This is a genomic window from Terriglobales bacterium, from assembly GCA_035561515.1.
Taxonomy (GTDB): domain Bacteria; phylum Acidobacteriota; class Terriglobia; order Terriglobales; family Acidobacteriaceae; genus DATMXP01.
In genome coordinates this window covers 98816-111853 of the sequence record DATMXP010000040.1, presented here as the reverse complement: position 1 = coordinate 111853, position 13038 = coordinate 98816, and the positions used below count along the sequence as shown (strand labels likewise).

The following is a 13038-nucleotide window of genomic DNA, read 5'->3' as shown; positions in this document are numbered from 1 at the left end:
GCGACGGCAACGAAAAAGGCCACCTTTGCAGGTGGCCTTCATCGGCAGAATAATCTTAAAGCGCCGATTCAATCTCGAAGCCCCAAGCCTCGAGCAAAGGCTCAGGAATGTACTTCGAATTCCGATTCTTGCGCGCCCACTCACGAAGCCGAGTCGAACGGATGTACTGGTCGGGCGTCAACTTGAACTCTTTCACGACCTGTTCGAACTCGGTTACAGTGGGAACGATGGGGCCGATCGGCTCGGGCTTACCCCAGTTAGGATTTCCACGTCGCTTTGCCATGATTAATTCGTCCTGCCTCGCTTGATTAGAAAGGTAGAAAATACCCGTTGGTACTGATTGGATTCACCGGGGCCGAAAATGGATTCAGTGGATGGGCCCTAAGTCTTGACTTTGCTTGACCTTACCAGTACGACCAAGAGTCCCCGACGAAACTACCGATCTTAGGGCAATTTTCCTAAAGAGTCAATGTTAAAAGGGTCGGGCGCATAAAACATCAATGTGGAAATTTAGCGCAACTGGCTGAAAACACAAGAGATTGGCGCGTAATGGCGCATAACGGAAAGCAGTGACGTGTTGAGCTCAGCTAAGTAAAAACACTGTCGTGTTTCTCAACAATCCATGGAGACGAACATTTAGCTTTTCGAGTGGCAGTCGTGAACTTACCAGCCGCCATCCAGAATCTGTAGACATTCCACCAACAAAGAGCCCTCGCATCCGTCCAACTCACACGTGCCGATGGCATCCTGTTTGCTATCTCATTGATGTGCAGCGATTTGACTCAATAGATTCGCAAAAAGTGTTCGATTTTGGGACGCAAGCGGCCGCTACCGCACAGTCGGTATGGGGAAGAAGTCCGGTGAAGTTATTCCGCCGAACGCGACGGCCCGACAGCGAACACGGCAGTCATCGCTTGCTCGCAAGATTCGCCGCGGGATTAAGCTTCCTGAGCTTGAGGCTAAAGCGCGACCACCAGCCATCTCCGGCGGAACAGATTCTCGGCGCTGTGCCGAGCCTCGATCTTGCGCAAGCCGTCCGCAGGGCGACATCCGTCGAGGACCTCTTCCAATCACTGATCCGCACCGTAAACGCGACATTCCCGTCGAAAGCAGTCAGCCTGTTCATCCGCGATGACGAAACCGGCAACTATCCGTGTCGGATCTCCACCATTCCGGGCGAGGGCGATGGATCCACCCCGGCCCTTGCGCGCGACGCTTTCGTCGTTCGGCGTCTTCGCGGACTTGACTCACCTTTCTCCGTCGACGCCGGCGACCTGAAGGCTTGGGCCGACGCGCTCCAGGATGCGCCGCGTGAAGTGTTCGAGAAGCGCATGCGCGAAAGGGAAACGCTGGAGCGCACCCGAACGTCGCTACTCGTCCAGTTGAAAACGCGCAACGAGTTGATTGGCATTCTGTGTCTGGGGGAGAGCAACTACGGGCGCTTCAGCCCGCGTGATCAGCAGGCCTTAAAGGGCGTGGCGGGACAACTCGCGCTAATAATCGAAAACGCGAAACTGCTCGAACGCCTGGTCGAGCATCAGCGTCTTCAAGCCGAACTGGAACTCGCTGCCGAGGTCCAGCGAAGCCTCCTTCCCCATCGTGCGCCAACCATGCGCGATTTCGATCTTTGCGGATTCTGCAAGCCAGCCCAACAGGTGGGAGGCGATTACTACGATTTCGTCTCCGTGGGCGAACACTCTACAGGAATCGCCATCGCCGATGTCGCCGGTAAAGGGATTTCCGCTGCTCTGCTCATGTCCGTAGTGCAGGCATCGCTTCGCGGACAACTCCTCGGCAGCAACGGAACGCACAGTCTCGGGGAAATGGTGGGACTTCTAAACCGATTGATCAGCGGATCGGTATCCACCGCTCGATACGTAACTTTCTTCTATGCCCAACTCGACCAGCGCCAAAATGGCGTTCGCTTCGTGAATGCCGGTCACAATCCGCCGATCCTTTACAGCGCCGCTACCGCAGAGTTCCAGATGCTGGATAGCAGCGGCCCAGTTCTGGGCGTCTTGCCTGAAGCCAACTTCACCGAGCAGGCATGCGCCCTCAACACGGGCGATGTGCTGTTCGCATACACCGACGGGGTAACGGAAGCACTGAACTCCAGCGGCGAGGAATTCGGGGAGGAGCGCCTCCGTGCCGCGATTGCCGCAGCTTGCAGCGGCTCCGCTCAAGACATTCTCGACCGCGTGATCGCCGAAGTCACCGCATGGTCAAGCGGCATTCGACAGCACGACGACATCACAGTGATAGCCCTAAAGAAGAACTAACAGCGAGATCGTTCCCTAAATCACAACCGAAAGTGCCTTCGTTACACCTGACTGGCCGGGAGTTTTATATAATCGCGGGTTTGACGCAGTGATTCGGCAGTTTCCGTAGAGCAGAGAGGACTCATATGACAGTAATCGTAGACATACATGGCCGCGAAGTACTGGATTCGCGTGGCAATCCTACCGTTGAAGCTGAAGTTTTCTTGTCCAGTGGAGCAGTGGGGCGGGCGATTGTTCCGAGTGGCGCCTCAACCGGTGAGCACGAGGCAGTCGAATTACGAGACGGTGACAGGGGCCGTTATCTCGGCAAAGGCGTCACCAAGGCCGTGGACAACATCAACACCGAGATCGCCGACGCCCTCGAGGAAATGGACGCGAGCGACCAGCGTACGCTCGACGCGACCCTGATTGAGCTCGATGGCACCGAGAACAAGGGACGTCTAGGCGCGAACGCGATGCTGGCCGTCTCCATGGCCGCCGCTCGCGCAGTCGCGACTACGATGGAAGTTCCCCTGTATCGCTACCTCGGCGGCGTAAACGCCAGCGTACTGCCAGTCCCGATGATGAACATTCTCAACGGCGGCGCCCACGCTGATAACAACGTAGATTTCCAGGAATTCATGGTCATGCCGGTCGGTGCGCCGAACTTCTCCGAGGCACTCCGCTGGGGCGTGGAGGTCTTCCACACCCTTAAGGGCGTGCTTAAGAAGCGCGGATACAACACTGCGGTCGGCGACGAAGGCGGCTTTGCACCGTCATTGAAGTCCAATGTGGAGGCCATCGAACTGGTGGTCGAAGCCATCCAGGCCGCCGGATACACTCCCGGTGAACAGGTCGCGATTGCGCTCGATCCGGCTACCAGCGAGCTCTATTCCGATGGTAAATACGTGTTCAAAAAGTCGGACAAGTCGGCGAAATCATCTGAAGAAATGGTGAAGTACTGGGCTGACTGGGCGAACAAATATCCGATCGTATCCATTGAAGACGGACTGGCGGAAGACGACTGGAAAGGCTGGAAGATGCTGACCGATGAAGTTGGCAGCAAGATTCAGCTAGTCGGCGACGACCTTTTCGTAACCAACACCAAGCGTCTTCAGCAGGGCATCGACACGAAGACTGCTAACTCTATTCTGATCAAGGTCAACCAGATTGGCACCGTGACCGAAACCCTGGATGCGATCGAGTTGGCGCGCCGTAATCGCTACACGTCAGTTATTTCGCACCGCTCCGGCGAGTCGGAGGATACCTTTATCGCCGACCTCGCTGTTGCCACCGGCGCAGGCCAGATCAAGACCGGCTCGGCTTCACGTACCGACCGCATCGCGAAGTACAACCAGTTGCTGCGCATCGAGGAGGAACTCGGCGACGGCGCACGCTTCCTGGGTTTGAAAGCGATCAACTTCCACGGGGAGCTGAAGGCGAAAGCGAAAGCCTAAGTTCGATCCCTTGGCACTGCCCGGCCGCTCTGGCCGGGCATTTCTATTTTGCTGGCTCGGTTGGCGGCAGGTCCCTAGCCGGTTCCTCTACAACTCCGGTGATCTTCGATTCAGCCGTGAACTTGTGATAATCACTGTAGGTGGCTTCGTTGCGGAAGCGTCCGGTGGCTACGGCAACTCGTCCGCTGCCCTGGATGAACACTCGTTTTGGTAGCCAGACCTCGTCGTTCACGCGCGTCTGCTCGAATTCCAGATGCGTGCCTTTGTGAAGTTTGAAGAGGAACCATCCGACGCTGAAGTCATCGGAGAGATCGGCTTCCACTTTCACCCACTGGTAGTCGGCTTTGGTGATCCAAACTGTGCCGCTCAGCTTCGATAGCAACTTACCAGCCCTGGAACTCGACTTGTAGTCACTGCGCGGTGTGGCGCGAAGTACCCATACGCCTTGGCCGTTGAAGTTATCTTCTCCAAGCAGTTCGTAATTCAGCATCAGGGGCAGTTCGTCGGCGATCTCGTGCTGGAACTTTTCGCGATCTTTCTCGCGTTCGCGCTCGCGATCAGCGTCTGTTCTCTTGCTCTGCTTCTTGAAGAAGTCTTCTAGCTTTTCTTCTTCTTTCTTCTGGTCTTTTTCGCTCAAAGGTTGATCGTCTCGAGCAATCAACTTTCTGTATGGTTCGCCGTAGATGATGGAAATCTCATACGTCTTGATCTCCGTCTTCTTGGGTGAGCCGTTCTTCTCCAGTTGCTGATCCACTGTGCGTTGCTGAAACGTGTAGTTCCGGATGGCGTCGAGATTACGTCGCCAATGAGCTAGGGAGCGTCTGACAATCTCCTGTGCGGTCGGCGGCTCGGAAGCATCAGGCTCCTGGCAGTAGCCGCGAACGCCGAGCGAGAGCAACAAGGCTGCAATCAGCAGAGACGTCTTCGCAGATCGGAGCGGGGAGGGTCGCATCATTTAGAATTCGAAGTCGTAATTATCCTAATCTTCTCGACAAAGAGATACCGGAAATCCATGACTGTTCGTCCGAAACCGCTGGTACTGACTATTCTCGACGGCTGGGGATACTCCCCGAAAACGGAAAATAACGCGATCGCGCTCGCGCGCAAGCCCACCTACGACAAACTGCTGAGTGAATATCCAAACACCCTGATCTACACCAGTGGGCGCTACGTCGGGTTGCCCGACGGCCAAATGGGGAACAGCGAAGTTGGACACCTGAATATCGGCGCCGGGCGCGTCGTCTACATGGACATCGTTCGTATCGATCTAATGATCGAGAACGGTACCTTCTTTAAACATCCGGTGCTGCTCGATGCCATGAAAAGCACCCAAGTGAACGGCCGGAAACTGCACATTTTCGGGCTGATCTCCGACGGCGGCGTGCACTCAATGAATACGCATCTCTATGCGTTGCTCAAGATGTGCAAGCAGCAAGGCGTAGAGCGGGTATTCATTCATTGCTTCATGGACGGCCGCGATACTCCACCAAACTCCGGCGCCACCTACGTTGCGCAACTGGAACAGAAGATGCGTGAGTACGGTGTCGGCAAGATCGCGTCGGTTTCCGGGCGCTATTACGCGATGGACCGCGATAAACGCTGGGAACGTACGAAGAAAGCGTTCGACGCGATGGTACACGGCAAGGGCGAGGGCGGAACGTTCACCGATGCGGTGCAGGGAATTAAGGAGTCATACAACAAGGGCGTGACCGACGAGTTTGTGCTTCCATTCGTTTGCGTGGATGGCAAGGGAAATCCGGTCGCGACGATCGGCGACGAAGACTCGTGCATCTGTCTCAACTTCCGTGCCGATCGTGTCCGCGAAATTACCCGTGCGTTGTGCCGGAATAGTAGCATCAGTAAAGAAGCCGGACGCGATCTTGATGGATGGGAGTCGCTGGATCAAACAATTCCGCGCGACGACGAACCGAAGAAGCTGAAATACGTCACCATGACCCAGTACGACGCGAAGTTCACGCTGCCCTACGTAGTGCCCCCGGAGTCGCTCGACAACATTCTTGCGAATGTCATGGGACAGGTGAACATGCGCAACCTGCGCGTGGCCGAAACTGAGAAATACGCTCACGTCACGTACTTTTTCAACGGCGGCGTCGAAAAGCCATTCCCTGGCGAAGACCGGTTGCTTGTTCAATCGCCAAAGGTCGCGACCTACGATCTGAAACCGGAGATGAGCGCCGAACAAATTGCTGATGGCGTGGTGAAGGCCATCAACGACACGGCTTTTGATGTGATCGTGGTGAACTTTGCCAACGCCGACATGGTGGGGCACTCCGGCAAGATCGAGCCGACCATTAAGGCGGTTGAGACTGTCGATCACTGCCTCGGACGCATCTATTCCGCAGTCCGCCAGCACGGAGGCGCTATGTTGATCACCGCCGATCACGGAAACGCCGAGATGATGGTCGATCCAGTGACGGGTGGGCCGCACACGTACCACACGACGAATCCGGTTCCGTTCATCGTGGTAGGTGAGGATTCGAATAAGTACACGTTGCGCAAAGACGGTGCATTACAGGACATCTCGCCGACAGTTCTCGGACTGCTCGGAATCCCGCAGCCCAAAGAGATGACCGGACATGATTTGAGGATCCCGAAGAACGGTAGATGAAAGTCGTCATCATTCTTAAACATCGCGCGGCGCATTGGACGGCGCCTGACTGGTTTCTGGAAAAACTGCGGGCCGAGTTTTCTGATGTCGAGTTCGTGTACCTGCGCTCGTACGACAACATTGAGCAGGACATTCGGGACGCAGATGTGATCGTTACGTCTTCGCTGCGTCCCGAGCAGGTTCGTCTGGCTCCGCGGTTGCGCTGGATTCATTCAACCACCGCTGCTGTGCATCAGTTGCTGATTCCGGAGATCGTCAACAGCGACATCATTCTGACGAATGCGCGCGCAGTTCACGGACTTCCTGTCGCCGAGCATGTTCTCGCGTTGATGTTCGCCCTCGCTAAGCGACTACCAGCTGCGGTTCGCGCTCAGACCAGGCACGAGTGGGGCAAAGAGGATCTTGGCGGAGCTGATTCGCCGCAGGAGCTACGGGACGCGACTCTCGTTCTGATTGGTGTCGGCTCCATTGGTCATGAGGTGGCGCGCGTGGCAGCGACGCTTGGCATGCGCGTGTTTGCTGTGCGAGCGAATCCTAAGAAGGGCGTTGACTGGCTTCCGGATGGCGACCCGGAGCGAGCACAGCATCGAGTCTTCGGACCGAAGGATTTGCATCGTGCGCTGAAGGACGGAGATTTCGTCGTGGTGAGTGCGCCTTTGACCGGCGCGACCGACAAGCTGATCGACAGGGAAGCACTCTCGCAGATTAAACCAGATGCATTTCTCATTAACGTTGCGCGCGGCGCTCTTGTCGACGAGAAGGCTTTGGTCGAAGTACTTCAGCAGAAACGAATTGCTGGCGCGGCGCTCGATGTGTTCGAGACAGAACCGCTACCGGAAAACTCTCCGCTGTGGGATTTGGATAACGTCCTGATTACGCCTCATCAAGCCGGCTTCGCTCGCAAACTTTGGCAGCGGCAATACAAGCTGCTCAGCGACAACCTGCGCCGTTATCGCGCCGGCATGCCGCTTCTCGGAACGGTCGACAAGAAAGCCGGCTACTAGCGCTATCTCATCTGAGCAGCAATCAGCTTCCTGAGCCGATTCCGCTCATCCATGCCAATATCGGCGATTTCGAACATCACACCGGCATTTGCTTCGCGTATCAGCACGCGACTACGCAAATGACGCATACCGAGTTGCATCTCGAGGAGTGCTTCAGAACCGAACTGGCCGCGACCATTGCGCACGGCGAGTCCGCCACCGAGCGAGATGCGCTCAAGCGCAACTGGGCAACGTCCTTTGGCGGTAATTGCGGTGGCGTTGATGGTTGTATTCGGCACGACGCGTTCGTAGCGGCGCTGCCGCAGCCAATTGGTATCGGTTGCGTCCAACGGACGGATGTTCAGTTCCTGCTCGTCGAGTCCGGACTTGACCAACAACCGTTTCGCGCGCTCCGGATTGATGTTCTGAAGTGCCTGCATCGCGGCGAGGCGTAGCTCGCGCGCGTTCGAGAAGCCTATCAGCGAGCGCTGCTGGATGATTTCGGCCAACATGTCTTCCGCGTCGTTGATGCGCAGACGACCGACAGCTTCCACAGCCTTTAGCTGCGCAAATTGGGAGCTTGCAGCTGCGCCTTCACCGGAAGCGAGGTCGAGCAGGGAAATGACCGTAGTCGAGTTTCCGGAAAGCCCTATCTCGTCGATCGCTTCCGGAATGATGAGCGGATCGAGATGCTCAAGCAGAGACAGTAGCAGTTCGCCGCGGAGTTCCGCGCCAGAAGAGGCGATTTGACGAACGACCGAATCCTGTTGCAATCGCGACCATTCACAAGCCCGCTTTGGCAGCTCATTGAGCATCAGTTCGATGTCGAGGCGCGTCAGTACGCCGATGCCGATAATGCCTTCTGCGGCTGGTCCTTGCAGCAGCAGTTCGCGCAAGTGCTCAATTGCCGGCGAGCCGATCTGATTCAGCAGATCGAGATAACGTTCAGTTTCCTGAAGCGTGCTGCAACGTGCGAACTGGCTGGCGATTTCCTCGGCAGCAGGACCAGGCGTGCGACGAAGCACGTCGACAAGACCTTTGGGCAGCGTTTCGCCCTGATGTACTTCGGCGACGAAATCGTGCAGTCGGCTCTGGACAGATATGCGCGGACGCATGTCGCGCACAAGGTTCGGCTGCGACTTCTCGACACGCGCGAGGCTGCACATCGACTGCTCAAGCGCTGGGTAATCGCGCTTGGCGCTTGCTTCCTGGCTGAGTCGCACAAAGGCGGCGCTGAGTAGAGTCTGGATCTCGAGTGACTGCTCCGCTGCGAGTTGGCGTCCGACGCGCAGGATGCACTGCTGCAGGAGCCCGTGATCGACGCGACCACAGAGCTCGGCAAGTTCCGTGAGTCCAGTTGCGACTTTGCGGCGAGCTTCCATGTCGGTGCTTTCGACGCCGGAAGTGAAGTTGGCAAGAATGGAGATCGCTGTGTCGCCATCGCGACGCTCGATCAACTGCTCGACATAGCTGCGAACATTGCGGGCAGGAATGCACCAACTATCTTCCGAGAGCAGGACGTTCTTTTTGCCCCAATCGGGAACGGAAGCCCAGAACTGCCGGTCGAGAATCTCCGACTGGCTTTCGACGAGAAGGCCTGCGCGAGACATCTGGTCTTCATGCGAATGCAGCACGCTGCGCAGCGACTCGAGTTCCTTGTTCAGGCGCTCGATCATCTGCTGGACAGCGTTGATCTTCACTTCGCCGCGCTCGAAGCTCTCGACGGCGAAGCGAATCGCCAGGTGCTCGGCCAACTTGAGCAGGTCGGGCGAATCTTGTCCGTCGAAGGAGTTCGCGACGGTATTGAACAGCATCTGGTAAAGCGCGCTGTGAGCGCTCGGCGTGAGCTCGGAGAGTTCGTGCTGCATGGTCGCCGAATCCGGCGCTGACTCGCAGTGCTGTTTCAATGTGCCCATGCGAGTCATGAAGCGGATGACGCTGATGACTTCGTCTTCTTCGAGCGGCGCAGGATGATTTTCGTAGGCGGGAACGATTTCCGCCTGAAGTTCACCGTTGCCATTTCCGGTTCCGTCGTCGTGACCGCCTTTTGTGCCTTCGGCTGCGGAGATCAACTGGAGCAGTTTCTTCGGATCTTTAATCCAGTCGGTGACTTGCGGTCCGAGTTCGTTGATCGTGTTCGCGGTGATGAGGCTCGCCATTGGAACGGCAGCATCGTCATGCACGCTGTCGTGCGGGACGAAGCGGACTTCGTTTACTTTCACGCCTTGTGTTGGCGAATGCTGCGCGATCGATTGCAGATTAGCGAGCAGTTCGGAAGGGCGCGAATTGGCGAATGTTGTGACGATGCTCTGCAGGTCGTTGGCGGTCACCGAATTTGAAAAGTGAATGCTGGCGATGCCGGAGGCGGCGAGCATTTTTGCGAACGATTGCTCGGCGGGGCCGGACTCGAGCGGAACACCATCGAGCAGTAACTTGTCGCCGGAGATTCCGAGGAGGAATCCGTTGTCGCCCGTGAGGACAGACTGTAACAAGGTCCAGGCTTGATCGAACTGATCGGTGGACCGCTTGTGGGCCAATCCGTACAGGCGCACATGCTTCAGCAGGATATTCAAGCTACGGGCGAATGCCTTCGCACCGGTTAGCTTGTCCGTTGGGGAGAGGGCAAGCGCGGCTGACATAAAGTCTCCTACAGCAGATGACACTGTAGGACGATGGGGTAATTACGAACAGGTTACGACGGCGGAGTTACCGAAGGTGCACTTTCGTTCGAAGTTACGAACGACGTAGGCCCCAAGCAAAATCGGCGGCCGAAGCCGCCGGTGCGAAGTGGAGAATCTTCAGAGTACCTGGACGTTTTCGGCCTGCCAGCCCTTTGGTCCCTTGACGACTTCGAACTGCACCGCCTGACCTTCCTGCAGGCTGCGGAAGCCCTGTGTCTGGATCGCCGAGTAGTGGACGAAGACGTCTTCACCATTCTGGCGGGTGATGAAGCCGTAGCCTTTAGCGTCGTTGAACCACTTCACTGTTCCTTGTTCCATACGATGATGCAACTTCCTTCTGCGTGAAACTTGTCGCGCAAGGCACAGCGTAGCAAAAACATGGCGGTGGGTGTAGGAGAGAAAGAATCTTTACTCCTGGAGGGTTATTGCCCGGAGTTGCCGCGGTTGGGGAGGTACCCCCTCCCCCCTCCCCCCGGTTTTTCGTTCCTATAACAAAACAAAGCAGTTACGCGAACGTGGAATTCTACATATATGAAAACAAAGGGCCTGTAATTCCTTTGGAATCAAGAGCATACGGCTTGTATATGAGAACAAAGGAGTTAAATAAAAAGTCGTTAGTTGTTAGTACTTAGTCGGCGACCGTCAGTCGTTGGTCGTCGGCAAAAGCTCTCCTCCTGAAAAACCGGTGGTGACAAAGCTAAAACCACCTACATTTTCAGAATAGCAATTTGGGTGGGGGCATCATGCCACAGTTTAGAAATTTATTTTGCGAGTGTTTTCAGGACTTTGCGGGGAAAAGGGCTCGGTGACCCCCTTGACATGCTCCGGAGGGAGCAATTGGTAATTGGGTAATTTGTAATTGGGTAATTTGAAAAGACTGGCTGCCAACGCTGGTGGTAGTCCGGCCCTTTCGGCACAGGACGCCGAAAGGACCGGCCACCCAAGTCAAGCCGTCTGGTTTTTGGCGCGGCGTTGCTCGCTGGCCTGGACCATGGCGCTGAGGTCGGCGACGGGGCGGATCTCGAAGGTTGAGGGACCGCCGTTGACGGCCGGATGTTTGGACATCAACTCGACGGCGTGATCGAGGTCGCGCGCCTCGAGGATAAACAGTCCTCCAATCTGCTCCTTGGTTTCGGCATAAGGACCGTCGGTGACGGCGACCTTGCCGCCCTTCCAGCGCAGGGTACGGGCGGAGGAGGCGGGCTGAAGCGCTTCGCCATGGCCGAAGTGGCCGCCAGCGCGGAGCTGGTCGTCGTAGGCAAAACACTCGTCGACCATGGCGTTCTGCTGGGCTTCGGACATGTTCTCGAACTTGCCGGGGGCGATGTATCCAAGACATACGAACTTCATGTGTGAATCCTCGTCAGTCAGGTGACTTCCATAGTATGTCGAGTGGGGGTGGGGGGAATCGACAGGGGATGAGAAGTTTTTGTGAGGGCGGATGGTAGGGCCTCACCCCAGGCTTCCCGATTCGGAACGGAGCCGCATTCTAACTGCTGGATCACGTTGACACAGTTAATCGAGGGAACCACACTCAAGCCGAACCAGTCTCTCCGAAGCGCAATGCCCCAATTCGGATATGCACACCCCCTGAGACGGCTCTCGATACCCACCGGCCTAATGGGCTCTCACGCGGACATTATCCCAGGAAGAAGTTAGACGTGCGCTGCACGTCAGAAAGGAAACGCGATGCGTCGCTCATGCACAGTGTTGACGGTATCGTTGCTCTTATTGCTGGCCTCCAGCATGCTTGTAGCGCAAGTGAGTCATCGTCCGATCGAGGACTTCATCAGCGCACAGGAAAACCTCACGTTCTGGATGGCGTTGAATTCACCCTACTGGGGAGTGCTCGATATAGCGGGTGTTAATAATCGGTATCTGCTCATCGAACAATGCGGGGTACCGGGTTTTGGTCCGACCTTCAACGGAGACATAACCGAGAAGGCATTGGCTGATGGAAGGACGCAGGTCCACATCGTGCTGCAAGGGAAGAACGCATTTATGAGGAGTTTCCTGGGCGAAGACGGCACGCCGGTGATCGGCCACGGCTTTGCCGAGGTTTGCTATTACGGCGCGCCTGCGATGCTTGGTCATTTCACCCTGGTGGTCGACCTAATCAGTAACCAACCTGTAGGCGGGGCATTACCCGACTTGGGAAGAATTCTCAGCGGGGAGGGCGGAGTAGTTACAAGCCTGCTGGTGGATGCATACGGACAAGGGTTGTTGCGGGAGTATTTCGAACTCCCGGCCGAGTCGATGGGCTTCCTTCGCATCGTGCAGAGAACACCATTGGCTAACTGGCATGCGACGCCGGGAAGGGACTACTGGCCAGCGGAGATAGTGGAAGTTAAGCCAATCGGGCGGTAAAGGCAACTAATGTAAGTTTCGGTTGTTAAAGCAGGCCGCCGATTTTCGGCGGCCTGAACTTTTTGGGGAGACGGTGGCGGGTAGTGGGAGCGGAGTCTCAGTGCCATATCACTGAGGCATGGAATCGGGCCCGGGCGGCCTATTTTAGGAACGTCTCGAATTGTTTATCTGTTTTCACTTCTGCTGTTCTTGTTGTTGTGCGACGAACGAATTGAACTTATCGGCCACGGTTCCGACCAACTCCTCTAGCGACAGCTCTGAATCTTCGGGTAGCAACCACGGTGGCAATAGATTCGCAGGGAGATCTACTGGTCCGTTCTGTTGTTCGTGTGCCATTACGTTGACGAGTAAAAACAACGCAGCTATCTTGGCCTGCGACCAAGCCATGACGACTGACGCCTTCTGGGAGATGATCCAACTCTCGTCTTCTCGATGATCGAGTTCTCCAAAAAACAAGCGTAGATCGAACACCGTAGATTCGAAACGCACATTGTTAGCATAAAACGACTTAAAGTCCGGGGTTCTTACTGTGTCGGCCATCTCGAATCCTCTCTAAATGCGGCAGCCTGCGATAAATACGTAAAAGAAACCGGGTGAACGGCGGGGGGTTCCAGTTGGGTGCCCGGTTTTACGTTGGTGGGATTCGATGCAATCCCAGCATAT

The 13038-nt window shown here is 56.2% G+C and carries 11 protein-coding genes; 5 read left to right on the top strand and 6 right to left on the bottom strand.

Going from position 1 to position 13038, the window contains the following annotated elements; all coding sequences use genetic code 11:
- Positions 1 to 55: 55 nt before the first annotated feature.
- The gene (locus tag VN577_18085; GenBank protein HWR16741.1) at positions 56 to 283 is read right to left on the bottom strand and encodes a hypothetical protein; all 228 of its coding nucleotides are present in this window, start codon (positions 281 to 283) and stop codon (positions 56 to 58) included.
- Between the two features lie 577 nt (positions 284 to 860).
- Here VN577_18085 and VN577_18080 point away from each other — a divergent pair.
- Both VN577_18080 and eno read left to right on the top strand, forming a co-directional pair.
- Positions 861 to 2279: a SpoIIE family protein phosphatase gene (locus VN577_18080; GenBank protein ID HWR16740.1), complete on the top strand. Its 1419-nt coding sequence runs from the start codon at positions 861 to 863 to the stop codon at positions 2277 to 2279.
- 125 nt (positions 2280 to 2404) lie between these two features.
- Positions 2405 to 3715, top strand: a complete 1311-nt coding sequence (gene eno / locus VN577_18075) for a phosphopyruvate hydratase (GenBank protein ID HWR16739.1) — start codon at positions 2405 to 2407, stop codon at positions 3713 to 3715.
- 43 nt (positions 3716 to 3758) lie between these two features.
- Here eno and VN577_18070 read toward each other — a convergent pair whose 3' ends face one another.
- Complete coding sequence (locus VN577_18070; protein ID HWR16738.1) at positions 3759 to 4670, bottom strand: hypothetical protein; 912 nt, start codon at positions 4668 to 4670, stop codon at positions 3759 to 3761.
- A gap of 57 nt (positions 4671 to 4727) precedes the next feature.
- Here VN577_18070 and gpmI point away from each other — a divergent pair, with 57 nt between their 5' ends.
- A complete protein-coding gene (gpmI, locus tag VN577_18065) occupies positions 4728 to 6344 on the top strand; it encodes a 2,3-bisphosphoglycerate-independent phosphoglycerate mutase (GenBank protein HWR16737.1) in 1617 nt (538 codons plus the stop codon).
- Positions 6341 to 7348 (top strand): D-2-hydroxyacid dehydrogenase, encoded by a 1008-nt coding sequence (locus VN577_18060; GenBank protein ID HWR16736.1) that lies wholly within the window; start codon positions 6341 to 6343, stop codon positions 7346 to 7348. Before gpmI ends, VN577_18060 begins: the two co-directional genes overlap by 4 nt.
- Before the next feature lie 2 nt (positions 7349 to 7350).
- On the opposite strand, the gene VN577_18055 is transcribed toward VN577_18060, so the two are convergent.
- The 3 genes from VN577_18055 to VN577_18045 form a co-directional block, all read right to left on the bottom strand.
- Entirely contained in the window at positions 7351 to 9966 is a 2616-nt protein-coding gene (locus VN577_18055) for a hypothetical protein (GenBank protein ID HWR16735.1), read from the bottom strand.
- A 159-nt stretch (positions 9967 to 10125) separates the two neighbouring features.
- The gene (locus tag VN577_18050; protein ID HWR16734.1) at positions 10126 to 10326 is read right to left on the bottom strand and encodes a cold shock domain-containing protein; all 201 of its coding nucleotides are present in this window, start codon (positions 10324 to 10326) and stop codon (positions 10126 to 10128) included.
- Positions 10327 to 10953: 627 nt separating this feature from the next.
- Complete coding sequence (locus VN577_18045; protein ID HWR16733.1) at positions 10954 to 11358, bottom strand: YciI family protein; 405 nt, start codon at positions 11356 to 11358, stop codon at positions 10954 to 10956.
- Positions 11359 to 11697: 339 nt separating this feature from the next.
- Here VN577_18045 and VN577_18040 point away from each other — a divergent pair, with 339 nt between their 5' ends.
- A complete protein-coding gene (locus tag VN577_18040) occupies positions 11698 to 12375 on the top strand; it encodes a hypothetical protein (protein ID HWR16732.1) in 678 nt (225 codons plus the stop codon).
- A 174-nt stretch (positions 12376 to 12549) separates the two neighbouring features.
- Here VN577_18040 and VN577_18035 read toward each other — a convergent pair whose 3' ends face one another.
- Entirely contained in the window at positions 12550 to 12915 is a 366-nt protein-coding gene (locus tag VN577_18035; protein HWR16731.1) for a DUF3467 domain-containing protein, read from the bottom strand.
- Positions 12916 to 13038 lie beyond the last annotated feature (123 nt).